This window comes from Pseudomonas sp. Root569, assembly GCF_001427465.1.
Taxonomy (GTDB): Bacteria; Pseudomonadota; Gammaproteobacteria; order Pseudomonadales; family Pseudomonadaceae; genus Aquipseudomonas; species Aquipseudomonas synxantha.
Window position 1 is genome coordinate 242,891 of sequence record NZ_LMGQ01000027.1, and the last position, 24,688, is coordinate 267,578.

The 24,688-nt window shown below is 57.2% G+C and carries 23 protein-coding genes; 17 read left to right on the plus strand and 6 right to left on the minus strand.

The genetic code is table 11. The features are described from left to right. The first annotated feature begins 92 nt into the window (after positions 1-92). The 5 genes from ASD70_RS24640 (at position 93) to ASD70_RS24660 (ending at position 5,378) form a co-directional block, all read left to right on the plus strand. Positions 93-1,001 carry a carbohydrate ABC transporter permease gene (locus tag ASD70_RS24640; RefSeq protein WP_034115703.1) on the plus strand — a complete coding sequence of 303 codons (909 nt, stop codon included), beginning with the start codon at positions 93-95 and terminating at the stop codon, positions 999-1,001. Further along, entirely contained in the window at positions 994-1,839 is an 846-nt protein-coding gene (locus tag ASD70_RS24645; RefSeq protein ID WP_056847651.1) for a carbohydrate ABC transporter permease, read from the plus strand. Before ASD70_RS24640 ends, ASD70_RS24645 begins: the two co-directional genes overlap by 8 nt. A 2-nt stretch (positions 1,840-1,841) precedes the next feature. After that, positions 1,842-3,002, plus strand: coding sequence for an ABC transporter ATP-binding protein (locus ASD70_RS24650; RefSeq protein WP_056847652.1), 1,161 nt, complete (start codon positions 1,842-1,844; stop codon positions 3,000-3,002). A gap of 85 nt (positions 3,003-3,087) precedes the next feature. Then, positions 3,088-4,434 (plus strand): carbohydrate porin, encoded by a 1,347-nt coding sequence (locus ASD70_RS24655; protein WP_056847653.1) that lies wholly within the window; start codon positions 3,088-3,090, stop codon positions 4,432-4,434. Positions 4,435-4,532: 98 nt separating this feature from the next. Beyond that, positions 4,533-5,378 carry a D-hexose-6-phosphate mutarotase gene (locus ASD70_RS24660; RefSeq protein WP_056847654.1) on the plus strand — a complete coding sequence of 282 codons (846 nt, stop codon included), beginning with the start codon at positions 4,533-4,535 and terminating at the stop codon, positions 5,376-5,378. 121 nt (positions 5,379-5,499) lie between these two features. Here the strand turns inward: ASD70_RS24660 and ASD70_RS24665 are convergent, their stop codons facing one another. Further along, positions 5,500-6,360, minus strand: coding sequence for a MurR/RpiR family transcriptional regulator (locus tag ASD70_RS24665; RefSeq protein ID WP_169856377.1), 861 nt, complete (start codon positions 6,358-6,360; stop codon positions 5,500-5,502). 219 nt (positions 6,361-6,579) lie between these two features. Here ASD70_RS24665 and zwf point away from each other — a divergent pair, with 219 nt between their 5' ends. From zwf to ASD70_RS24680, 3 genes are read left to right on the plus strand one after another with little or no spacing between them, the layout of a single operon-like run. Next, positions 6,580-8,046 (plus strand): glucose-6-phosphate dehydrogenase, encoded by a 1,467-nt coding sequence (gene zwf / locus ASD70_RS24670; RefSeq protein WP_046069259.1) that lies wholly within the window; start codon positions 6,580-6,582, stop codon positions 8,044-8,046. Continuing rightward, positions 8,033-8,746: a 6-phosphogluconolactonase gene (gene pgl, locus ASD70_RS24675; protein ID WP_046069258.1), complete on the plus strand. Its 714-nt coding sequence runs from the start codon at positions 8,033-8,035 to the stop codon at positions 8,744-8,746. Before zwf ends, pgl begins: the two co-directional genes overlap by 14 nt. A 17-nt stretch (positions 8,747-8,763) precedes the next feature. Continuing rightward, complete coding sequence (locus ASD70_RS24680) at positions 8,764-9,429, plus strand: bifunctional 4-hydroxy-2-oxoglutarate aldolase/2-dehydro-3-deoxy-phosphogluconate aldolase (protein WP_017735662.1); 666 nt, start codon at positions 8,764-8,766, stop codon at positions 9,427-9,429. Between the two features lie 202 nt (positions 9,430-9,631). On the opposite strand, the gene ASD70_RS24685 is transcribed toward ASD70_RS24680, so the two are convergent. Both ASD70_RS24685 and ASD70_RS24690 read right to left on the minus strand, forming a co-directional pair. Next, complete coding sequence (locus ASD70_RS24685) at positions 9,632-10,807, minus strand: aminotransferase class V-fold PLP-dependent enzyme (RefSeq protein WP_056847655.1); 1,176 nt, start codon at positions 10,805-10,807, stop codon at positions 9,632-9,634. Positions 10,808-10,817: 10 nt separating this feature from the next. Continuing rightward, positions 10,818-11,054 carry a DUF3820 family protein gene (locus tag ASD70_RS24690; protein ID WP_003213031.1) on the minus strand — a complete coding sequence of 79 codons (237 nt, stop codon included), beginning with the start codon at positions 11,052-11,054 and terminating at the stop codon, positions 10,818-10,820. Positions 11,055-11,258: 204 nt separating this feature from the next. On the opposite strand from ASD70_RS24690, the gene ASD70_RS24695 reads away from it, so the two are divergent. Then, complete coding sequence (locus ASD70_RS24695) at positions 11,259-11,726, plus strand: ferritin-like domain-containing protein (protein WP_003175720.1); 468 nt, start codon at positions 11,259-11,261, stop codon at positions 11,724-11,726. 144 nt (positions 11,727-11,870) lie between these two features. Here the strand turns inward: ASD70_RS24695 and ASD70_RS24700 are convergent, their stop codons facing one another. Together ASD70_RS24700 and ASD70_RS24705 are read right to left on the minus strand one after the other, a co-directional pair. Next, positions 11,871-12,341, minus strand: a complete 471-nt coding sequence (locus ASD70_RS24700; RefSeq protein ID WP_015885544.1) for a MaoC family dehydratase — start codon at positions 12,339-12,341, stop codon at positions 11,871-11,873. 56 nt (positions 12,342-12,397) lie between these two features. Further along, positions 12,398-13,342, minus strand: a complete 945-nt coding sequence (locus ASD70_RS24705) for an alpha/beta hydrolase (protein ID WP_046069255.1) — start codon at positions 13,340-13,342, stop codon at positions 12,398-12,400. Positions 13,343-13,552: 210 nt separating this feature from the next. Here ASD70_RS24705 and fadD2 point away from each other — a divergent pair, with 210 nt between their 5' ends. The 7 genes from fadD2 (at position 13,553) to ASD70_RS24740 (ending at position 23,719) form a co-directional block, all read left to right on the plus strand. Beyond that, positions 13,553-15,241 carry a long-chain-fatty-acid--CoA ligase FadD2 gene (gene fadD2, locus ASD70_RS24710; protein WP_056847656.1) on the plus strand — a complete coding sequence of 563 codons (1,689 nt, stop codon included), beginning with the start codon at positions 13,553-13,555 and terminating at the stop codon, positions 15,239-15,241. A 383-nt stretch (positions 15,242-15,624) separates the two neighbouring features. Then, complete coding sequence (gene fadD1, locus ASD70_RS24715; RefSeq protein WP_046069253.1) at positions 15,625-17,316, plus strand: long-chain-fatty-acid--CoA ligase FadD1; 1,692 nt, start codon at positions 15,625-15,627, stop codon at positions 17,314-17,316. A 175-nt stretch (positions 17,317-17,491) separates the two neighbouring features. After that, a complete protein-coding gene (locus ASD70_RS24720) occupies positions 17,492-18,280 on the plus strand; it encodes an SDR family oxidoreductase (protein WP_056847657.1) in 789 nt (262 codons plus the stop codon). 301 nt (positions 18,281-18,581) lie between these two features. Next, positions 18,582-19,934: a 3-phosphoshikimate 1-carboxyvinyltransferase gene (gene aroA, locus ASD70_RS24725; RefSeq protein ID WP_056847658.1), complete on the plus strand. Its 1,353-nt coding sequence runs from the start codon at positions 18,582-18,584 to the stop codon at positions 19,932-19,934. A gap of 63 nt (positions 19,935-19,997) precedes the next feature. After that, the gene (locus ASD70_RS24730; protein WP_056847659.1) at positions 19,998-20,777 is read left to right on the plus strand and encodes a phytanoyl-CoA dioxygenase family protein; all 780 of its coding nucleotides are present in this window, start codon (positions 19,998-20,000) and stop codon (positions 20,775-20,777) included. 13 nt (positions 20,778-20,790) lie between these two features. Then, positions 20,791-22,521, plus strand: coding sequence for a thiamine pyrophosphate-binding protein (locus ASD70_RS24735; protein WP_056847660.1), 1,731 nt, complete (start codon positions 20,791-20,793; stop codon positions 22,519-22,521). A gap of 10 nt (positions 22,522-22,531) precedes the next feature. Next, positions 22,532-23,719: a multidrug effflux MFS transporter gene (locus tag ASD70_RS24740; protein WP_056847661.1), complete on the plus strand. Its 1,188-nt coding sequence runs from the start codon at positions 22,532-22,534 to the stop codon at positions 23,717-23,719. Positions 23,720-23,776: 57 nt separating this feature from the next. Here ASD70_RS24740 and ASD70_RS24745 read toward each other — a convergent pair whose 3' ends face one another. After that, on the minus strand, positions 23,777-24,154 hold the full coding sequence (locus tag ASD70_RS24745; protein WP_046069247.1) for a hypothetical protein: 378 nt from the start codon (positions 24,152-24,154) through the stop codon (positions 23,777-23,779). A gap of 197 nt (positions 24,155-24,351) precedes the next feature. Between ASD70_RS24745 and ASD70_RS24750 the strand changes: the two genes are divergently transcribed. Next, positions 24,352-24,537: a CsbD family protein gene (locus ASD70_RS24750; RefSeq protein ID WP_046069246.1), complete on the plus strand. Its 186-nt coding sequence runs from the start codon at positions 24,352-24,354 to the stop codon at positions 24,535-24,537. The last annotated feature ends 151 nt before the right edge of the window (positions 24,538-24,688 follow it).

Genomic DNA, 24,688 nt, shown 5'->3' on the forward strand with positions numbered 1-24,688 from the left:
CACGCGCTATCGTTGAAGTCCTTCGCGAGCAAGCTCGCCCCTACAGGGTTCGGTTCACCTGTTAGTCCTTTTTCCCTGTACTGGATTTTCCCATGAGTTCTGTTGCTGTGTTCAGCAAGGCCTCGCCGTTCGATGCACTGCAACGCTGGCTGCCTAAACTGGTGCTGGCGCCGAGCATGTTCATCGTGCTGGTGGGCTTTTACGGCTACATCCTTTGGACGTTCGTGCTGTCGTTCACCACCTCCACGTTCCTGCCCAGCTACAAGTGGGCGGGCCTGGCGCAGTATGAGCGGTTGTTCGACAACGACCGTTGGTGGGTCGCGAGCAAGAACCTGGCCGTATTCGGCGGCATGTTCATTGGCATCACTCTGGTGATCGGGGTGACGCTGGCGATCTTCCTCGACCAGAAAATCCGCCGTGAAGGTTTTATCCGCACCATTTACCTGTACCCGATGGCGCTCTCGATGATCGTCACCGGTACCGCCTGGAAATGGCTGCTCAACCCGGGCATGGGCCTGGACAAACTCCTGCGTGATTGGGGCTGGGAAGGCTTCCGTCTCGATTGGCTGATCGACCCGGACCGCGTGGTCTATTGCCTGGTGATTGCTGCCGTGTGGCAAGCCTCGGGCTTTATCATGGCGATGTTCCTGGCCGGCCTGCGCGGCGTCGACCAGTCGATCATCCGCGCCGCCCAGATCGACGGTGCCAGCCTGCCGCGCATCTATTGGAGCGTGGTGCTGCCCAGCCTGCGTCCGGTGTTTTTCAGTGCGGTAATGATCCTGGCGCACATTGCGATCAAGAGCTTTGACCTGGTGGCCGCCATGACTGCCGGCGGCCCGGGCTATTCGTCCGACCTGCCAGCGATGTTCATGTACTCGTTCACCTTCAGTCGTGGCCAGATGGGCATGGGCTCGGCCAGTGCAATCCTGATGCTCGGTGCGATCCTCGCGATCATCGTGCCGTACCTGTATTCCGAGCTGAGGACCAAGCGTAATGACTAGTCTCGTTGCCAAACCTGCCATCAGCCTGAGCCGCATCGCGATCTACGCGGTGCTGATCCTGGCGGTGCTGCTGTATCTGGTACCGCTGGTGGTGATGCTGCTCACCAGCTTCAAGACCCCTGAAGACATCAGCACCGGCAACCTGCTGAGCTGGCCGACCGTGGTCAGCGGCATCGGCTGGGTCAAGGCCTGGGCCACTGTGGATGGCTACTTCTGGAACTCGATCAAGATCACCGTGCCGGCGGTACTGATTTCCACCGCCATCGGTGCCTTGAACGGCTATGTGCTGTCGTTCTGGCGCTTCCGGGGTTCGCAGCTGTTCTTCGGGCTGTTGCTGTTCGGCTGCTTCCTGCCGTTCCAGACCGTGCTGCTGCCGGCGTCGTTCACCCTCGGCAAGATGGGCCTGGCCAGCACTACCACCGGCTTGGTGTTTGTGCACGTGGTCTACGGCCTGGCGTTTACCACGCTGTTTTTCCGTAACTACTACGTAAGCATCCCGGATGCGCTGATCAAGGCGGCACGCCTGGATGGCGCTGGGTTCTTCACCATCTTTCGCCAGATCATTTTGCCGATGTCGACACCGATCATCATGGTCTGCCTGATCTGGCAATTCACCCAGATCTGGAACGACTTCCTGTTCGGCGTGGTGTTCTCCAGTGGCGACTCCCAGCCCATTACGGTGGCGCTGAACAACCTGGTCAATACCAGCACCGGGGCCAAGGAATATAACGTGGATATGGCGGCGGCGATGATCGCCGGGCTGCCGACCCTGCTGGTCTATGTGATCGCAGGCAAGTATTTCGTGCGCGGCCTTACGGCCGGCGCGGTCAAGGGGTAATCATGGCTACGCTTGAACTTCGCAATGTAAACAAGACCTATGGCGCCGGCCTGCCCGACACCTTGAAGAACATCGAACTGTCGATCAAGGAAGGCGAATTCCTGATCCTGGTCGGTCCGTCGGGCTGTGGCAAATCCACGCTGATGAACTGCATCGCCGGCCTTGAGACCATCAGCGGCGGCGCGATCATGATCGGTGATCAGGACGTCAGCGGCATGAGCCCCAAGGACCGTGACATCGCCATGGTGTTCCAGTCCTACGCGCTGTACCCAACCATGAGCGTGCGCGAGAACATCGAGTTCGGCCTGAAAATCCGCAAGATGCCCCAGGCCGATATCGACACCGAAGTAGCACGGGTGGCCAAGCTGTTGCAGATCGAACACCTGCTCAACCGCAAGCCCGGCCAGTTGTCCGGCGGCCAGCAACAGCGTGTGGCCATGGGCCGTGCCCTGGCGCGTCGGCCGAAGATCTACCTGTTCGACGAACCACTGTCCAACCTCGACGCCAAGCTGCGCGTCGAGATGCGCACCGAAATGAAACTGATGCACCAGCGCCTGAAAACCACCACCGTCTACGTCACCCACGACCAGATCGAAGCGATGACCCTGGGCGACAAGGTGGCAGTGATGAAGGACGGCATCATCCAGCAGTTCGGTACGCCGAAAGAGATCTACAACAACCCTGCCAACCAGTTCGTTGCGAGTTTTATCGGTTCGCCGCCGATGAACTTCGTGCCTCTGCGCCTGCAACGCAAGGACGGTCGCCTGGTGGCGCTGCTCGACAGCGGCCAGGCCCGTTGCGAACTGGCGCTTAACATGACGGACGCCGGCCTTGAAGACCGCGATGTAATCCTGGGCCTGCGCCCGGAGCAAATCATGTTGGCGGCGGGTGAGGGCAGCAGTGCATCGAGCATTCGTGCCGAAGTCCAGGTTACCGAGCCGACCGGCCCGGACACCCTGGTATTCGTGCAGCTCAACGACACCAAGGTCTGCTGCCGCCTGGCGCCGGACGTGGCACCGCAGGTAGGCGAGACCCTGACCCTGCAATTCGACCCGGCCAAGGTGTTGCTGTTTGACGCCAAGACCGGTGAGCGACTGGGTACCGCTGCTTCACTGCCGGCACAGGGGCATGCCGACAACGTGACCCAATTCAAGGGTCGCTGAAGCAGATAAGCAGTTGTTTTAGTTAAAAAATGTAACCCGCGTTAGATAAAAACAGTTTAATAACAATAAAGACGAGGATGTAGGGATGAAAAAGCAACACAACAACACCCGGCTGATCTGCCAATTGTCAGCAGTAGCAGCCCTGGTTTTGTCCGCCAATGCGATGGCGGACGAAGCCTTCAGTGCCGATTCCAAATGGATGACCGGTGATTGGGGCGGAACGCGGACCAAGCTGATCGAGCAAGGTATCGACATCAAGGCCGACTACGTTGGGGAAATGGGCTACAACGCCCACGGCGGCTACAACGACGACAAGACCGGTCGCTACTCTGACCAGTTTGGTCTTGGCGTGGCACTGGACCTGCAAAAACTGTGGGGCTGGGATAACACCCAGGCCAAGATCCAGTTGACCAATCGTAATGGTCAGAACATCTCCAATGACCGTATTGGTGACCCGCGTGCCGGCACCTTGAGCTCGTCCCAGGAAGTCTACGGTCGTGGCCACATGGTACGTCTGACCCAGTTCTGGATTCAGCACCAGATGTTCGACAACAAGTTGGACGTGAAACTCGGCTACTTTGGTGAAGGCGAAGACTTCAACACCTTCCCGTGCGACTTCCAGAACCTGTCGTTCTGTGGCTCCCAGGTGGGTAACTACGTCAACACCTGGTACAACTGGCCGGTTGCCCAGGCCGCGATCCGCGTGAAGTACAACATCACGCCTGAGCTGTATGCGCAAATCGGCGCCTACAACCAGAACCCATCGCAGCTGGAGCACGGCAACGGCTTCAAACTCAGCGGTAGCGGTACCAAAGGTACTGTGATTCCGGTTGAATTGGTCTGGTCGCCGAAGGTTAATAACCTGCCGGGCGAATACCGTGTGGGCTTCTACAAAAGCGCCGCCGATGCCCCGGATGTCCGTGAAGACGTCAACGGCGGCGATGCTGTCCTTTCTGGCGCAGACTTCCGTACCCGTAGCAGCAAGAAAGGTTACTGGTTCGTTGCGCAACAGCAACTGACCACGCATAACGGCGACGCTTCCCGTGGCTTGAACATCGCTGCCAACGCGACCTTCCACGACAAGGAAACCAACCTGGTCGACAACTACCAGTCGTTGATGCTGGTGTACAAAGGCCCATTCGACGCGCGTCCAAAAGATGACGTCGGCATTGGCGTTGCTCGCCTGCATGTCAACGATGACGTGAAGAAGAACTCCCAGCTGCTCAACGCCGCCAATGGTGTGAGCGACTATGACAATCCGCTGTACACGCCCATTCGTGAGACCGAGTACAACGTTGAACTCAACTACGGTTTCCACGTCACCAATTGGCTGACCGTGCGCCCCAACCTGCAATACGTAGTCCAGCCTGGCGGCGTGGATAAGGTCGACAACGCCTTGGTCGCCGGCCTGAAAATTCAGTCTACGTTCTAACGCTGTTGCGATAAGCTCCTCTCTCTGTGCGCATTTGCGGGTAGCCATGGCTATCCGCTTTTTTTTGGGTTGCACTGTGATATTCGGGACCTGGGCACATGCATGAGCAACCGCTGCAACGCTTTTTCAAATCCCTGCGCGAACGTCCAGTGTTCGCCTGGGAACGCTTTCAGATGCGCGACGTGTTGGTGATCGACCATCCCCTGTGCCAGGCGGTGTTCAGTCGTCAGGGCGCGCAATTGCTGCACTTTCAACCCACGGGCCAGAAGCCCTGGCTGTGGTGCGCCGCCAAATGGCCGCAAGTCGGTGCCATTCGTGGTGGCGTGCCGGTGTGCTGGCCCTGGTATGGCCGCCATCCCAGCGAAAACGCCTGGCCTTCCCATGGTTGGGCGCGCTTGATCGACTGGAAGCTGCTCGACAGCAGCACCGACGACGACGGCGTGTGCCTGCACTGGCAATTGCAGCTGTGTGACTGGCAGGTGGACTTGCACGCACACCTGGGCGAAACCCTGGACCTGCGCCTGAGCACTGAGCATCAGGACGAACTGCCGTGCCAGCTGAGCCATGCGTTGCACGCTTACTGGCGTATTGGTCACGTTGATGAGGTAGCGCTGTCTGGGCTCGACGGGGCGCAGGGCTACGACCAACTCAACCGCCAGGTTTGCCAGCAGGAAGGCGAGCTAAGGGTCGATGGCGGTTGCCAGCGGGTATTCCAGCATGAGGGCGAATTGCAGCTCAAGGACCATGCCTGGCAGCGCGAACTGTGCATCGACACCGGCGACAGCGCCGACACGGTGGTGTGGCACCCAGGTAGCCGGCCGCTGTTGGGCGTGAGCTTTAATGAGGCGTCGGGGTTTGTGTGCGTAGAGTCGGCGATGGCCGGGGCCAGCCTGGCGCCGGGGGAGAGGGCGCATTTGAGTTTGCAGGCCAGGGCTGGGGTTTAGGTGTATGGCTGAGGGCCCTATCGGGAGCAAGCCCCCTCCCACAGTTTGATTTGTGAATACCTTCAAATGTGGGAGGGGGCTTGCTCCCGATGAGGCCAGTGCAGCCAACACAAGTCCAGGCCTAGTTGAACTCGTCCCCCACCGGATACCGGCTGTCATTCAAGCTCTCTTTGATCTTGCGCAAATGCGGCTGGAAATCCACCCCGCGGCGCAGGGTCATGCCGGTTGCCAGCACATCCAGCACCGTCAGCTGGATGATGCGTGACGTCATTGGCATATAGATGTCGGTGTCTTCCGGCAACGGAATGTTCAGGCTTACCGTACTGGCCTTGGCCAGCGGCGAGTTCTCGGCGGTGACACCCAGTACTGAAGCACCGTTTTCCCGGGCAATACGCGCCACTTCTACCAGTTCACGGGTACGCCCGGTGTAGGAAATGATCACGAACAACTCACCGGTGTGGGCCACCGAAGCGATCATGCGCTGCATCAGCACATCCGCATGAGCGGTCACCGCCAGGTTGAAACGGAAAAACTTGTGCAGCGCATCCATCGCCACCGGTGCCGAAGCCCCGAGGCCGAAGAAGTGGATCTGCCGCGCCTGGATCAACAAGTCCACGGCCTTGCTGATCAGGGCCGGGTCCAGGGCCTGGCACGCGCTGTCCAGGGACGCAATGGCGCTGCCAAAGATCTTCTGGGTGTAGGCTTCGGGGTTATCATCAGCCTCCACGGCCCGGCTGACATACGCAGCGCCGCTGGCCAGGCTTTGCGCCAGCTGCAATTTAAGTTCAGGGTAACCGCTGACGCCGAACGAACGGCAGAAGCGGTTGACCGTCGGTTCACTGACCGAGGCGGCCTGGGCGAGGGCGGCAATCGAGAAGCGGGTGGCCTGCTGCGGGTTGAGCAGGATGACTTCAGCGACTTTGCGCTCGGCCTTGTTCAATTCTTCGAGGCGGTTCCGGATCTGTTCCAGAAGATTTCGCACGCGGTCCATTCAGTCTTTCCTTCGGGCGACGATGCAAATAAGGGGCAGTGACCAATCGATGAGTGGCCGTTTGCGGTGGCCTATCCTACTGAGGGTAGCTGAACACCACCACTCGGAATGCGTATTTCGGGAAAATGTTGTGGTTATTACTACATTTTTCCTTGAGTGATGCCTTGAAAAAAGGTATTTGTAGCTTAACTTGATAAAAGAACAAACATCATGCCTTCGATAACCGTAGAACCCTGCACCTTTGCCCTGTTTGGCGCCTTGGGTGATCTGGCGCTGCGCAAGTTATTTCCTGCTCTCTATCAACTCGATGGTGCCGGGTTGCTGCACGACGACACGCGCATCCTGGCCCTGGCCCGTGAAGCCGGTAGCGAGCAGCAACACTTGGCCCATATCGAAACACAATTGCGTAAGTACGTCGGCAAGGAACTCGACGAAGCCGTGACCACGCGCTTCCTTGCGCGCCTGGCCTATGTGCATGTCGACTTCATGAAGGCTGACGACTACGTCGCCCTGGCCGAGAACGTTGGCAGCGAACAGCGCCTGATTGCCTATTTCGCTACCCCGGCGGCAGTGTACGGCGCGATCTGCGAGAACCTGGCCAAGGTCGGCCTGGCGGACAACACCCGTGTGGTGCTGGAAAAGCCCATCGGTTCGGACCTGGAGTCCTCGCGCAAGGTCAACGACGCCGTGGCGCAGTTTTTCCCGGAAAACCGCACCTATCGCATCGACCACTACCTGGGCAAAGAGACCGTCCAGAACCTGATCGCCCTGCGTTTCGCCAATAGCCTGTTCGAAACCCAGTGGAACCAGAACTACATCTCCCATGTGGAAATTACCGTGGCCGAGCAGGTCGGCATCGAAGGCCGTTGGGGCTACTTCGACAAGGCTGGCCAGCTGCGGGACATGATCCAGAACCACTTGTTGCAACTGCTTTGCCTGATTGCAATGGACCCGCCGGCCGACCTGTCCGCCGACAGCATCCGTGACGAGAAGGTCAAGGTGCTCAAGGCCCTGGCGCCGATCAGCCCCGAGGGCCTGACCACCCAGGTGGTGCGCGGCCAGTACATCGCCGGCTACAGCGCCGGCAAAGCCGTGCCGGGCTACCTGGAAGAAGACAATTCCAACACCCAGAGCGACACCGAGACTTTCGTCGCCCTGCGTGCCGATATCCGCAACTGGCGTTGGGCCGGGGTGCCGTTCTACCTGCGCACCGGCAAGCGCATGCCGCAAAAGCTGTCGCAGATCGTCATCCATTTCAAGGAACCGTCCCACTACATCTTCGCTCCCGAGCAGCGCCTGCAGATCAGCAACAAGCTGATCATCCGCCTGCAGCCGGACGAAGGTATTTCCTTACGAGTGATGACCAAGGAGCAAGGCCTGGACAAGGGCATGCAACTGCGCAGCGGGCCACTGCAACTGAATTTTTCCGACACCTATCGCAGCGCACGGATCCCCGATGCCTACGAGCGTTTGCTGTTGGAAGTAATGCGCGGCAATCAGAACCTGTTTGTTCGCAAAGATGAAATCGAAGCCGCGTGGAAGTGGTGCGACCAGTTGATCGCCGGCTGGAAGAAGTCCGGCGATGCGCCCAAGCCGTATGCGGCGGGGTCCTGGGGGCCGATGAGCTCGATTGCACTGATCACGCGGGATGGGAGGTCGTGGTATGGCGATATCTGAATTGAAACTGCCTCAGGGCGTGACTGCCCATGAGTATCGTACGCCTGTGCTGCTGGCCGATGGCCTGGCCAATGACGTGGCCGAGCAACTGCGCGCGGCCATCAGTGCCCGTGGCGAGGCGACCTTGGTGGTGTCCGGTGGCCGCAGCCCTGTGGCGTTTTTCCAAAACCTGGCCAAGCAGGGCCTGGACTGGTCCAAGGTCACCGTCACCCTGGCTGATGAACGCTGGGTGCCGGTAGAGCACGCCGACAGCAACGCCGGCCTGTTAAAGCAACACCTGCTGCAAGGCCCGGCGGCCAAGGCCAGGTTCATCAGTCTGTACAGCGCTGCCGCTAATCTTGAAGACGCTGCCGAGCAGGCTGATCGACTGCTGGCCGAATTGCCAGCTATTGATGTGCTGGTATTGGGCATGGGCGATGACGGCCACACCGCATCGCTGTTCCCCAACAGCCCGAACCTGGGCGAGGCGCTTAAGGCCGACGGAACCCGCCGTTGCTGGCCGATGCTGGCGCCCACCGTGCCACATCAGCGCCTGACCATGAGTCGCGCCTTGCTGGCCACGGCCAACTACACCGTGCTGTCGATTTCCGGCAGTTCGAAATTGACCACCTTGAGCGCCGCCCTGGCCAGTGACGATGTTGCTGCCATGCCGATTCGCGCGTTTTTGCAACCTACTCTAGAGATTTACTGGTGCCCATGAGCCAAGGATCAGCCGCTATGAAAAGCCCTCAACCGACCGTGTCCATGGCGGATAAAGTTGCCTTGATCGACAGCCTCTGCGCCAAGGCGCGGATCCTGCCGGTGATCACCATTGCCCGCGAACAGGACATCCTGCCGCTGGCCGACGCCCTGGCAGCCGGCGGTTTGACCGCATTGGAAGTGACCTTGCGTTCGGAATTTGGCCTAAAGGCCATTCAGGTATTGCGTGAACAGCGTCCTGAGCTGTGCACCGGCGCCGGCACCGTGCTTGACCGCCATATGCTCGAAGCGGCTGAAGTGGCCGGCTCGCAATTTATCGTTACCCCCGGCATCACCCGCGACCTGCTGGAAGCCTCGGTACACAGCCCGATCCCGCTGCTGCCTGGGATCAGCAACGCTTCGGGCATCATGGAAGGCTATGGCCTGGGTTATCGCCGCTTCAAGCTGTTCCCAGCCGAAGTCAGCGGCGGCGTCGCGGCCATCAAGGCCCTTGGCGGCCCGTTTGGCGAAGTGAAGTTCTGCCCGACCGGCGGCGTCGGCCCGGCCAATATCAAGAGCTACATGGCGTTGAAAAACGTGATGTGCGTGGGCGGTAGCTGGATGCTTGACCCTGAGTGGATCAAGAACGGCGACTGGGCGCGCATCCAGGAAGTCACCGCCGAGGCGCTGGCGCTGCTGGATTGAGTTGATTTACCGAATCGTTGTTGCTGTGCTTTAACGGCATTTTTGCGGTGCACTTGGTCGGTGCGCCGCTTTTTTTTGCCCGTAGAAAATCTTCAGGCTCACCGAAAAACTGTGGGAGGGGGCTTGCTCCCGATAGCGGTAGATCAGCCACAGCGTCTGGTAACTGACACACCGCAATCGGGAGCAAGCCCCCTCCCACAGTTTAATCTTTGCTTAGCTCGGTAATGGCGTTGACCAGTACGCCGATATCCACTGCCGACGTCAGCAACCCCGGCGTCACCCGGATACAGGTGCCAAACGCAGCCCCCGTGCGCGTGGTGACAAACAGATCGTGTTCCTTGAGCAACCTGTCCACCATCACCTGCTGATCCCGCCCGATGAACTTGAACGCTGTGATCCCGCAATACAGTCGCGGATCATCCGGCGTCAGCACTTCGATCCCCGGCAATGGCCTTACCTGGCTTACCCACAGATCGCGCAGGTAATTCACCCGTGCGCCCTTGGCGGCAGCGCCGCCCAATTGTCGATGTTCTTCAAACACTAATGGCAAGGTCATCAGCGCGGGAAAATTCGGCGTGCTGTAGGACGTACGCGCGCGCACATCTGTGGCCGGGTAGTGAAACTCGCCCATGTCCGGATCGATATCGGCCAGGCGTTCCGGGGCGATATACATAAAGCCCAGGGTCAGCGGCGCGCCGATCCATTTATGCAGGTTGAAACCGGCGAATTGAATGCCCAGTTCGGCCAGGTTGAACTCGATCTGGCCAAGCGCGTGCGCGCCGTCGAGGATCACATCGATAGCCTGTTCACGTGCAGCCCCGGCAATGGCTGCAACGGGCATTACCAGGCCGGTGCGATGGGTGACATGGGTCAGGGCCATCAGCTTGATGCGCGGGTACTGCAAGAACGCGTCGCGATAAGTCCGTACCAGGCTGTCGAAGCTGGCCGGATGGGTGTGTGATACCTCGATCACCTCCACGCCACGGACGCTTGCAAGCCAGCGCATGGCCCCCTTGACCGTGTCGTACTCCAAATCACTGATCAATACCTGATCGCCTGGTTGCAGGCGGTTGTAGTTGCGGATCAGCGATTGCAAGGCTTCGGTGGCGTTGCGGGTGAAGGCGAGCGCCTGCGGATCGACATCGATCAGTGCGGCCAATTGGCGGCGGATCTGGATATTTTCACCCTGCTCAAAGCGCTGACGCACATACACCGAGTTGCTGCGGTTGATATAGCTGATGTGTTCAAGGTACTGCGCCTGTACTGCACGGCTCATGCGCCCGAAATAACCATTTTCCAGGTTGATCGGCCCAGGCTCCAGGTCAAAGCGCTCGGCGATGGCGCGCCAGTGGGGTTCGTTATCAGCATTCCTTGGCATGGCGAGTCTCTTAATGACGAGGGGCGGGTTTACCGTGTTTAGCACGCAGCGGTTCGAGCAGTTCAGACAAGCCGTTGTGGTCGATTTCCTGCATCAGGGCCAGCAAGCCGCCCAATTCACCGTGCGGGAAACCTTCGCGGGCGAACCAGTTCAGGTAAGGCCCGGGCAAGTCGGCGATGATCCGGCCCTTGTATTTGCCGAAGGGCATTTCACGGGTGATCAGCAATTCGAGTTTTTCGGGGTTCATAAGCATCATGCAGTTGAGGCGACGTCTTCGAAAATACAGGCATTCTGCATGAAGGCCAAATGACAGATCATGCAAATAACGTCAATACAGATGGTTCAATAAATCGTAACTTATTGAAATTTAACATTATTTTTGTTTTTAAAAACCTGGCACGGGCACTGCAATAACCAAGACAACCTTCTAACCCGTATAAGGAATTGAAAAATGACTGACATCAATAAAGAATCGATCTCCGTACTTAACGACCTGATCGAGACCAGCATCGACGGCCAAAAGGGTTTCAAGGAATGTGCTGAAGATATCAAGCATCCAGAACTCAAGGCCCTGTTCGCCAAGCGCTCCGCTGATTGCGCAACTGCCGCCGCTGAACTGAAAACTGCAGTGCGTGCCCTGGGCGGCGATCCGGAAGATTCCGGCAGCGTGGCCGGTGCTCTGCACCGTGGTTGGGTCGACGTGAAGTCGATGGTTACAGGCAAAGACGAAGAGGCCGTGCTGAACGAAGCTGAGCGCGGTGAAGACCACGCACTCAAGGCTTACCGTGAAGCGATCGAGAAGATCAACAAGCACAACCTGCTGGGCATTCGTGACCTGGTAGAGCGTCAGTACCATGGCGTACAGCGCAACCACGACCAAGTGAAAGCCCTGCGTAACCAGGCTCGCGCTCAGTCGTAAGACCTGCACTGTAACGACTGTGGGAGGGGGCTTGCTCCCGATTGCGGTGAGTCAATCACTCAATAGGTGACTGATTTACCGCCATCGGGTGCAAGCCCCCTCCCACATTTTTGCATTGTGCAGATTCTAAAATTGCAGTCAGCCTCAGCCGATGCTGATCGGCGGCAACTCAGTCAGGGTCACAACCTGCTGTTTGCGCGGCGCCAGAATCTCCGCTTCGCCATCCACCACCAGTTCATCACGCTGGTTGAACACCCGAGTGGCAATGCGCACACGAAACTTTGGCAGCTTTTCGAGGATTTCCAGGCGCACGGTCAGGGTGTCGCCGATCTTGACCGGCTTTTGGAAGGTCATCTGCTGGCCGATGTAGATAGTGCCCGGCCCAGGCAGCTCGCAGGCCACGGCTGCACTGATCAACGCGCCGCTGAACATGCCGTGGGCAATACGCTCCTTGAACATGGTCGCCTTAGCGTATTCGGCATCCAGGTGCACGGGGTTGTGGTCGCCGGACATGGCGGCGAACAGCTGGATATCGCGCTCTTCTACCAACTTGCTGTAGCTGGCCGTCTGACCGACTTCGAGGGCTTCATACGGGGTGTTGGTTACCTGGGTCATCTAAAGCTGCATCCTGTGGCTAAGCGGTAATTAATTAACTGATTTTAAACGAAAAATTATTCGCAGCGGGCCGGCCTGCGCAGGGCCAGGGCCTGGTCGAGCCAGGTCAATACATCCGCTGTGACTTCAGCGCGGTTGGTTTCGTTGAACACTTCGTGCCGCGCCTGCGGGTAGAGATTCAACTGCACGTTCTGGCAGCCGGCTTCACGCAGGGCATGGGCCAGATCCTTGAGACGCTTGCCTTCGCTCACCGGATCACATTCGCCGCCTATCACCAGGATCGGCAGGCCCGGGTCGATCTGGGCGAGATTGGACGCTTTACTGATTTGCTGCAAGCCGCCGAGCAGGTCGATCCACAGCTGGTTGGTGCAACGGAAGCCGCACAGTGGGTCGTTGATGTACTTGTCGACTTCATCAGGGTCGCGGCTGAGCCAGTCGAATGCCGTGCGGGTGGGCTTGAACGCTTTGTTGAACGAGCCGAACGACAGGAACTCGATCAGCGCACTGCGGCCGCGCGCACCCTGGCGCAGGCGTTCGATACGAGCGATCAACCGCGCTGCGGTGTACAACGCCACCGGCTGGAAATTCGAACCGCTGAGAATCGCTCCATGCAGGCTGGCACTGTGGTGCAGCAGATAACCCTGGGCGATGTAGCTGCCCATGCTGTGGCCAAGCAAAATAATCGGCAGGCCAGGTTGTTGCTGGCCAATGTGCTGGTTGAGGCTGGCCAGGTCGCCCACCACCTTGTTCCAGCCATCCTTTTCGGCGTAGAGCCCCAAGGTACCCTCGTCAGCAGTACGGCCATGGCCGCGCTGGTCCAGCGCATACACGCCATAGCCTGCGCTGCACAGGGCTTCGGCCAGGCGAGCATAACGACCACTATGCTCGGCCATGCCATGGGCGAGCATCAGCACGGCCTTGGGCAGCCCGTCGGGTATCCATTGATTGACGTACAGGCGGCTGCGGTCGTTCGCGGTCAGCCAGAAGGTGCTGTGGTTCATGGCGACTCCATTTGCTCAGAATCATTGCAGTGTATCGCTCATTGGCAGAGGGACGCAGTATCTGCCTACACGTTAGCCGCAAGATTCATACAATCAATGACACGATTAAGCATATTTGCCTGTTTGGCCATAGCTGCTAACGTCCCCAAGGCTCCGCTTCTTATAAATGGATAGAGCGGCCGGACACATTCAGGTAAGAGGACAAGAATAATGCAACCTGATTTCTGGAATGACAAACGCGCGGCGGGCGTCCCCAATACCATCGACCTCAGCACCTACAAGTCGGTGATCGAGGTCTTCGAGCGTTCCTGCAAGACTTTTGCCGACCGTCCGGCGTTCAGCAACATGGGCATCACCCTGACTTACGCTGAGCTTGAGCGCCAGAGTGCGGCGTTTGCCGGTTACCTGCAGCAGCACACCGACCTTAAGCCTGGCGAGCGTATCGCGGTGCAGATGCCCAACGTGCTGCATTACCCGGTGGCGGTATTCGGCGCTCTGCGCGCCGGGCTGATCGTGGTCAATACCAACCCGCTGTACACTCCGCGCGAAATGCGTCACCAGTTCAAGGACGCGGGCGTGCGGGCGCTGGTCTACCTCAACCTGTTCGGTTCGCGGGTACAGGAGGTTTGCACCGACACCGAGATCGACTACCTGATCGAAGCCAGGATGGGCGACTTCATGCCCGCCGCCAAGGGTTGGCTGGTCAATACCGTCGTCGACAAGGTGAAGAAGATGGTCCCGGCCTACCACCTGCCACGGGCGGTGTCGTTCAAGCGCGCCTTGCGCATGGGCGCGGGGCTTGGCGTGACGCGGCATCCGGTGAGCCTGGACGATATCGCCGTGCTGCAATACACCGGTGGCACCACTGGCCTTGCCAAGGGCGCGATGCTCACCCACGGCAACCTGGTGGCGAACATGCAGCAAGTGCGCGCATGCATGTCGCAACTGGGCGAGGACGGCCACCCGCTGGTCAAGGAAGGGCAGGAGGTGATGATTGCCCCGCTGCCGCTGTACCACATCTACGCATTCACCGCGAACTGCATGTGCATGATGGTGTCAGGCAACCACAATGTGCTGATTACCAACCCTCGAGACATTGGCGGTTTTATCAAGGAACTCAAGCAGTGGCGATTTTCTTGCCTCTTGGGGCTCAACACCCTGTTTGTGGCGCTGATGGATCACCCTGACTTCAAGAACCTGGATTTCTCCCACCTCAAGATCACCAATTCCGGCGGCACCGCCCTGGTCAAGGCCACGGCTGAACGCTGGAAGACGTTGACCGGCTGCTCCATTGGCGAAGGCTACGGCCTCACGGAAACCTCACCGGTGGCCAGCACCAACCCCTACGGCGGCCTGGCACGCCTGGGCACCGTGGGCATTCCGGTGCCCGGTACGGCAATGAAAGTCATTGATGATGAGGGGCACGAACTGCCGCTGGGCGAACGCGGCGAGCTGTGCATCCAAGGGCCGCAGGTGATGAAGGGCTATTGGCAGCAACCGGTCGCCACCGCCGAGACCCTGGACGCCGAAGGCTGGCTCAAGACCGGCGACATTGCGGTGATCGATACCGATGGCTACGTCAGTATTGTGGATCGCAAGAAGGATTTGATCATCGTCTCGGGTTTCAACGTGTACCCCAACGAAATCGAAGACGTGGTGATGGCCCACCCGGCCGTAGCCAACTGCGCGGTGATCGGCGTGCCGGATGAGCGTACGGGTGAGGCGGTGAAATTGTTCGTGGTGGCACGGGCCCAGGGGGTGAGCCTTGAGGAGTTGAAGGCGTACTGCAAGACCAACTTCACGGGCTACAAGGTGCCCAAGCATATTGTGCTGAGGGAGTCGTTGCCGATGACGCCGGTGGGCAAGATTCTGCGGCGGGAGCTACGCGACATAGCCTGAATTGAAATAGGGTCAAAATGTGGGAGGGGGCTTGCCCCCGATTGCGCAGTGTCAGTCACCTGGTTAATTGACTGGCCCACCGCTATCGGGAGCTAGCCTCCTCCCACAATTGTTATTTGTCACCCGTGAGGCCCATTCCAGAGCGGATTTCAGCGATATAGAATCTTTGCTCTAAAAATGACCATTAGATGTTCTTGAGTCATGTTTATGACTGTAGGGCCCTCTTTTGGCTCTAGGCGGCCCTTGGCAAAGCTGCTACTCTCGGCGCGCTTTGTGACGTCTCGGCCTGCTTGAAAGCGCCAGATTCACCTTAAAAAGACATACACCAATAATAATCGCATCAAATGCGATGATGAATTCGCGTCGCTGAGGAGTGGGCTTCCATGAATGAAGACTTTTGGAAGGATAAGTACCCCGCCGGGATTGCTGCACAAATCAATCCAGACGAGTATCCGAATATTCAGGCGGTACTGAAGCAGTCCTGCCAGCGCTTCGCCAACAAACCGGCTTTCAGCAACCTGGGCAAGACAATCACCTACGGTGAACTGTACGAATTGTCCGGCGCCTTCGCCGCGTACCTGCAACAGCATACCGACTTGAAGCCCGGCGATCGAATCGCCGTGCAACTGCCCAACGTCCTGCAATACCCGGTCGCCGTGTTTGGTGCCATCCGTGCCGGCCTGATCGTGGTCAACACCAATCCGCTGTACACCGCGCGGGAAATGGAACATCAATTCAATGACTCCGGGGCCAAGGCTCTGGTCTGCCTGGCCAACATGGCGCACCTGGCTGAAAAGGTCGTGCCCAAGACCGCCGTCAAGCATGTAATCGTCACCGAAGTTGCCGACCTGCTGTCGCCGTTCAAGCGTCTGCTGATCAACAGCGTGATCAAGTACGTGAAGAAGATGGTCCCGGCCTATCACTTGCCCCAGGCGATCAAGTTCAACGACGTGCTGGCCAAGGGGCATGGCCAGGCGGTCAACGACGCCAGCCCGGCCAGCAGCGACGTGGCGGTGTTGCAATACACCGGCGGCACCACCGGCGTGGCCAAGGGCGCGATGCTGACCCATCGCAACCTCGTCGCCAACATGCTGCAGTGCAAGGCGCTGATGGGCTCGAACCTCAATGAAGGTTGCGAGATCCTGATCACGCCGCTGCCGCTGTACCACATCTACGCGTTCACCTTTCATTGCATGGCGATGATGCTGATCGGCAACCACAACATCCTGATCAGCAACCCGCGTGACCTGCCGGCGATGGTCAAGGAACTGTCGAAGTGGAAGTTCAGCGGTTTTGTCGGCCTCAACACGCTGTTTGTAGCGCTGTGCAACAACGAAGGCTTCCGCAAGCTGGATTTCTCAGCGCTGAAAGTCACCCTGTCGGGCGGCATGGCGTTGCAACTGGCAGCGGCAGAGCGCTGGAAGGCGGTGACCGGCTGCAGCATCTGCGAAGGCTACGGCATGACCGAAACCAGCCCGGTGGCCACGGTCAACCCGATCCAGAATATCCAGATCGGTACCATCGGCATTCCGGTGCCGTCCACGGTGTGCAAAGTCATCGCCGACGACGGTACCGAGCTGGCGCTGGGCGAAACCGGCGAGCTGTGCGTCAAGGGCCCGCAAGTGATGAAGGGCTACTGGCAGCGCGAAGACGCCACGGCCGAGATGCTCGACAGTGAAGGCTGGTTGAAGACTGGCGACATCGCGATCATCCAGCCCGATGGCTATATGCGCATTGTCGACCGCAAGAAAGACATGATCCTGGTCTCCGGCTTCAACGTCTACCCCAACGAGCTGGAGGACGTGCTGGCCGGTTTGCCGGGGGTACTGCAATGCGCAGCCATCGGCGTACCGGATGAGAAATCCGGGGAGCACATCAAGCTCTTCATCGTGGTCAAGCCAGGGGCCACCCTGACCAAGGACCAAGTCATGGAGCACATGCGCGCCAACGTCACCGGCTACAAGGTGCCCAAGGCCGTGGAGTTCCGCGATGCACTGCCGACCACCAACGTGGGCAAGATCCTGCGTCGCGAACTGCGTGATGAAGAGTTGAAAAAACTGGGCGTTAAAAAATAGCTCAGTCAAGCGTCCTGCCGCACTTGAACAATACCCCTCACTGAGGGGTATTTTTTTGCTTCTCTATAGGCGAAATACCCTGCTTGTTTCTCTGCGGACATCTGTGATATCGAATGGACAAGTGCGGGTTTTTAATACCCGGGTTGCAAGATGAACCACTGATCGAGGAGTGATGATGGACTTAGGGATTCGAGGCAAATGGGCAGTCGTCTGTGCGGCCAGTAAAGGCTTGGGTTATAGCTGTGCGCAGGCGCTTGCGGATGAAGGTGTAAACATCGTGATCAACGCGCGAGGCGCGGTTGACTTGCAAGCCGCCACGCAACGCTTGAAGCAAAGAAATCCGGAGGTCGAAGTCATCTCGGTTATCGGAGATATTACGGATCCATCGATTCGCCAATCATTGGTCGATGCCGCGCCGCAAGTTGATATTTTGATTAATAATGCCGGGGGGCCCAAGCCGGGAAACTTTCGCGAATGGACAGGTGACGAGTGGCGTTCAGCAATTGACACAAATATGTTGGCGCCTATCGAGCTGATAAAGTTGGTGATCGACGCAATGGCAAGTCGAGGCTTCGGCCGCATCATTAATATAACGTCTGGTGCGGTCAAGTCGCCCCTGGATGCCTTGGGGCTTTCAACATCGGTACGGTGTGGGCTCACAGGCTTCGTTGCCGGCCTGGCACGCCAAAAGGACTTCGCTGCAAAAAACACCACGATCAATAATATTTTACCTGGAGCGTTCAAGACGCAACGCCTGGAGCACACGCTTCAAGCGACAGCAGAGCGTTCAGGAAAAACCTTCGACGCGGTGGCTGGAAGTCGTCTGGCGAGCATTCCCATGGGGCGCTTTGGTGACCCCGCTGAGTTCGCTGCATTGTGCGCATTTTTATGCAGTCATCAGGCTGCCTATATGACGGGGCAGAACCTCCTTGTTGATGGTGGAGCATACCCTGGTATCTTCTAATGAACAGCAATATGTGTCGTTGTGCCATCTGCCTTATTCAAGATTTCCAATTTTAAACCGCCTGCAATGGCGGTTTTTTTATGAGTTTTGTCTTTTTTTTGTGGTTCGTAATGCCCTGAAAATAAAGAATAAAATAAAACACGTCATAGATTGGATCCAATCTTATTCCTTTTTGTTATTTGAAACGTTCCAATCCCTAGGTTAGGTTTTTAAGCGGTTGTAACAAGATGTTTCAGCCTAGCCGGTGAGTGTTATGCCCACTCGCCGATCACGTTGGATCTACTGTCTTAGGGAGCAACGCATGTCGACCCAAAAACGCTTGAAAGTCTTTCCTACTGCATCGATCGGCAACATCGCTACCATCCCCTCCTCAAAACCTGAAACGCAGCGGGCAATTATTGCCGCGAGCTTGGCATCAGGAACTTCCTATATTTACAACGACCTTCGTTGTCTCGAAACCGAAACAATGAAAAAGGCCTGTCGTAGTATCGGCGCAGTGATTGAAGAGCAACCAGGGCGGTTAGTGGTGACGGGCACCGGCGGCTTGATCAAGCCCGAAAAGAAAGTGATCGACGCGCTGGGTTCCGGGTTGGTATTTCGAGTGTTTGCCGCGCTGACCTGCTTTACAACGACCCCGGCCGTTATTACCGGGGATGATGTACTGCGCGGACGTGTCATGGAGCCCTTGTTTGTAGCGCTGGAAGGGCTGGGCGCACACATTTCATGCATCAACCACAGTGGCAAGGCGCCTATCGTCAATTGGGGTGGCTATCAGGGTGGGGAATGCTCGATTGAGGGCAACATCAGTTCGCAATTCATCACCGCTATTCTTTTCTGCGCGCCTCTGGCCAAACAACCTACGGTGGTCAATATCCGTGGTGAAATTCTGTCGCTGTCGTATATCAAGCAAACCCTGGAAACACTCGGTACAGCGGGGATTGTCTTTGAGGTGAACGCGGACTATTCGCGGATCAAGGTATACCCAGGTCAGTACCAGAGTGCAAACTACACGATAGTCGGTGATTACACTTCCTCGTCCTACTTGATTGCGGCTGGAATAATATTCCCCGGTACGTTGACCCTGAAAAACATGAACAGCAAGAGTTTGCAGGGGGAGCGTGCAATTCTTAAGGTGGCCGAGGCGCTGGGGGTAAAGGTCGAATTTAATGACGCTACCAATGAAGTGCGCATTATTAATAACTTGGCCGAATTGAAAGGCGAATATCATTTTGATGCGAGTGATTATCCTAATATTGTGCCAACGCTGGCGGCGATAGGTGCTTATGTGCAAGGCGAGTTCAAGGTCACTGGCGGCTCCATTACCCGCTTGCACAAGTCGCCACGCATCGAAGCGATGGTGACTGAGCTGGTAAAAATGGGCGTGGCCATAGAGCCGTTATTTAAAAACGGCGTTTACGACGGCTTCCTCATTCGTGGAGAACCGAGTTACGCCGGTGACGCAGTGTTGTCGGCCTGGGGTGACCATCGAATCTTCATGTCGCTGTTTGTCGCCTCCCTGCGGTGCCAACAGATCAACGAGTTGGATGGCTATCAGGATGTTCACTGTTCCTTTCCGGACTTCTTCCAGGAGTTTGAACGCCTGGGCGTGTCATTTGAAGAGTCTTCGACAGCAGCCAAACATGTTGAAGTCTGATTGATCATCCATGAAATAAAGTGAGGGTGACCGGGTTACCCTCTTTATAACGGACTATAAAACATGAATTATCGAGAAAAGCTTCAACAAGAAGGGTATGTCGTTATTCCGAAAGTTCTTTCCAGCGATCAAGTGACCACGTTGCGTGAGACTTATACTCGCAGTTTGGCGCAGACTCAGCAAAGCACGCTGCTGCCAACGGCCTTTCTACAATTCAGTGACATGATCAACGCGCTGTTTGAGCCCCGAGCCGTCAACGCTATCAAGGAGATATTCCAGTCGGATTTCTCTTTGTTGCCCAATTTTACGGTGCGTGAAAGTGTTTATATACCTTGGCATAACGATGCTTATTTTCTGCCTGAAGAAGTAATTGAGCCCAGTGCATCTCCTGAGTTTTTGCAGTGTGCCTATTATCTTCAAGATAATGACTCAGTCGCGGGCGGCGGTATTACGTTATTACCCGGTTCGCATAAACTTAGCAAGGATGAAGTCAAACTCAGGCTTGCTGACCCTGTGGCCTTTGAGCGCACCGTCATGAGTAAGGCTGGCGACTTGGTCATTTGGGATAATCGAGTTACTCACCGCAGCAGCGCACCCGATGAAACACCCGTGGCGACGAAGTTGGCCATTCAATGGACTGTCTCCGCGTCGACCAAGCATAACGCTTCCTATATTACCTACTTGCGCGCACGGGCAGAACGCAGTCTGCACGTGTCCGACTATTTGCCGAATAGCCCTAAGCCGTATTTTGCCGATATGCCCAATGTGCGATACCCATCCTCTTTTTCTCAGGATGCCGTATTGAAGATGAAGCGCGAAAGCATCGCTTTTATTGAAATCTGAACAGGGGATTGCAATGGACTTGCAAAGTACTGGCGAAACCGGTGCACATTACATTCTTCGCCAACTTCAGTCTTTTGGCGTCACGCACTTCTTCATGGTGCCCGGCAAACTGATCAATGCTTTTATGCGTTGTTATCCCAATGATGGTTCCGGAACGCTGGAGATTGAGCCGGTCGTCACTGCCTGCGAAACAGGTGCGTCTTATATGGCGGAAGGTTATGCCCGGGCCAGTGAAAAAATCGGGGTGTGCCTGGTCATCGGCGGCCCGGGAGTCACCAATGCGTTAACTGGGATAGCGTCTGCCTATACCGATCACCAACCGGTCTTGCTGCTGTCAGGCCAGATTGCTTCCTCCCTGGAAATGCAGAACGTGCTCCAGGACGGCAGCCAAACGGGCGTCAATCTGTGCGATGTGTTCAAACCCATCACCCGCAGTGCCCTTGAAGTCAAGGCCGGGCAACCCTTGCCGGCCTTTCTGCGCGAATCGGTCCGGCTATTGAGGGGCGTGGAAAAAGGCCCGACTTACCTGGCTGTCAGCAAAGAAGCGCTGTATGAAAAGTCCATGGCTCGCGTTGATATCGCTCCAAGCGTACTGGAGTCGTGGAGCAATCAAGCGCTTGCCGTCGAAAAGATCAAAAGTGCTGCGATCAAGGCAGTCTTCAAGCGCTCGACCAATCTCGTCATTCTCGCGGGGCTGCGTTGCAAGAACGCCAAGGTGGCAGCCGCGCTCGTGGCGTTTTCCGATCGTTTTTCGATCCCGGTCGCCACCACCTTGAGCGCCAAAGGCCTGTTTCCGGAAGACCACCCCAATGCACTCGGGGTTTACGGTTATTCAGGAAATAAACGCGCCATTGAAGCCTTCAAGAACGGTGTGGATGGCGTGATTTTACTGGGGCTCGACACCACTCAATGGAGCACCATGCTGTGGTCCCATGAGTTAAGGCCGGCATGTGGTGCTATCCAGGTGGACGAGAGCCCGGATTACCTGGGGCGTTTTCTCGATATCGATCACGGCGTGGTGGCGACGGGGGATGGGTTCTTGCGCCTGGTTTGCGAGGTTCATGCAGAGGAGCTGGCCGCCACACAGGAAAGTCGTTCCAAGTGGTCGAATGATCTTCAGCGGGTGCCTTTGCATTATCCGGTCGATGCCAAGGCCACAGGCAATATCGCAGACCATCCCGCGGCCTATATCCCCGTGCTGCAGTCGTATTTCCCCAGTGATGGCGTGGTGTGTGTCGACTCGGGATCGCATCGCTCGTTCTTCGGTCACTATTGGACCGCCCGCGGCCCCAGCGCTTATTTATCGGCAACCACCCTGGGCCCGATGGGCTGGAGTATCCCTGCGGGCATAGGTGCAAGTTTCGCCCGTGCCCATGGCAAGACCATGGTGGTTACCGGTGACGGCTGCATGTTGATGCAAGGGCTTGAGCTGTCCACCGCCGCCAAACATGGGTTGAATATCGTCTTTGTCGTTTTCAACAACAGGTCGTATTCGGCAAGTTACTTCAATAACAAAGATAACTTGCCTGCGCTGACGCAAATCCCTGACTACAACTGGTGCCTGTTTGCCGAGAGCCTGGGCGTGAGCGCGACATGCGTCAGTACCCCAGAGGCATTGCACGATTGTATTGAAAGCATCATGAGCGCGGCTCGGCCTCATCTCATTGAAATCAAGTGCGACGGGCGACATGCCACGCCCAACAGCGAATACAGCTCACGCCTGAAAGATCACCCCTTACTGTGAGGAGCCTGTTGTGAATTCAAAAATGGTCATCACCAACTCCTGCCTGATCCTGGTATTGGGATTGTTTTCAATCGACCTGTACAACCCGGCCTTGCCCGAAATCGCACGGGTATTTTCGGTGACGGACGCACAGTCCCAAAACCTGGTGGTTTTCTATCTTGCGGGCTTTGCACTGTCGCAACTGGTGTATGGGCCGATCTCCGATAGAAAAGGGCGGGTGCCGGTGATTATGGTGTCCCTGGCCCTTGGCGCCTTGGGCAATTACTTGACGTCGACGGCAGACAGTATCCAGGCGCTCTATCTATTTCGTTTGTTGACCGGCATCGGTGCTGGCGGTTGCCCCGTAATAAGCCGGGCAATCTTGAGCGATACGTTCAAGGATAAAACCGAACTGTCCAAGTCACTGACGGTTTTTTCCATGGCGTCCCAGGTTTCGCCAGCGATTGCGCCCGTGCTGGGTGGCTTTATTACTGCAGCGCTACCCTGGCAATACAACTTCTACGCCCTCACCTTGATCACGCTGCTTGGCGCGGTGTTTATCAAAGCTACATTGGTTGAAACGGCTCCACTCCACGGTGTGCCTGCCAAGCGGCTCGAGGGCTTCAAGGTGCTGCTACGGGACTTCAACTTCATGGTCTACAGCCTGGTTTCCGCGGTGCTGTTTGCGATCACCATCGGCTATTTCACCGCGAGTCCGTTTATTTATCAGCTGCAGTTCCATCTGGAGAGCCAGGAGAACGGCCTGCTATTCGTTGGCTACTCTGCGGGTATTGTCCTGGGGTCTTACCTGACCAAGCGTTTCTTGAATCGCTACTCGCCTGAGCGGATCCTGATGGCGTCCCTGGTTGCGCTGACGGGGTTGGCAGCGCTTGCGCCGCTGGTGCTCCAGGCATTCAACCTGGTCACGGCGCCGGCGATAGTGGTGTACGGCTTTTTGGTCGCCCTTGGCTGTGGGTTGTCCTCACCGCTGCTGTTGGGGATCAGTTTGCATGGCCAGGCCAAACACGCCGGCACCGGGAGTGCACTGCAGGGGGCTATCAAGATGGCCGGTGCTGCATTGGCGCTGTACTTTTTCTCTGAGGGGCACACCAGCACGGCGATGGGACTGATGCTGGGAATTTTGGTCATGGCGTTGTTTTGCCTGTTCGCCATCGCCCTGGCCCAGCGTATTGCCAGCCGGTCCGTGGCAACCGCCTGAAAAGGAGCGAAGGTGCGAGGGCGTAACGCTCTCGCCCACGGCCCTTTACCTGCCAGGTTACAGCGCGAACTGCGCGAAGCTCACGCCCGCACCCGCCGGGCGCACATCCTTGAGGAACGAATCTTTGTCGGCGCTCAGCTCCAGGGTAATCTCCGGCTTGCGCTTGCCGGCATTACGCACCACCAGGCCTTCGAGTTTTTCGCGCAGGAACACGGTCGGCACCTTGAGGTGCAGCAACTGGTCGGTCTCGGCGTTGTGCATCAACAGGTGGATCCACTCGTACTGGCCCACGGCAATCCGCGCCACTGGCAGGTCGAACCACCAGATGTTGCGTTTGCGGTCCAGGTCGGTGAAGTGGCAGTTGTTGACGCCGAGTACGGCACCGCCCAGTTCCTGGTTTCTACGGGCAATGGCCTGCGCTTTATTGAGTTTCATAACCTTCCTACGGGATCTGTTATTCAGCCGTGTAGCCTGAATGTGCCGGGCATTCTCGTGGGTTGGGGGCAAAACATAAAGCCAAACCTGCGGCCTGCGATGAAATGCCTGCCGAAAATAATTGAAACTCTGCCACATGGCCCCGGGTCAACCTCTACGTAATGACCGAAACCCTCGATTGTTCCAGGAGAAATACCATGAGCAGTGCATCGGATAAGGCAAAAGGTTTGGCTAACGAAGCAGTCGGCAACGTCAAGCAAGGTGTCGGCAAAGTCACCGGCAACGACAAGTTGCGCGCTGAAGGCGTGGTTCAAGAGAAGAAAGGCGAAGTGCAGAAAGCGGTCGGCGATACCAAGGACGCGGTAAAGAAAGCCACCAAATAATCCTGTTTCGCCGGCTGGTTTCTCGCAGCCCTGCGGCCATCCACGGATGGCCGTTTTTATGTGAGCGGTTGCAACTAAACTTTGGAAATTGTTTCAAAGTCGCCAAATGGGCTACTTTGATGTAGAAAACGGCCCTTGAGTCGCCCACGAA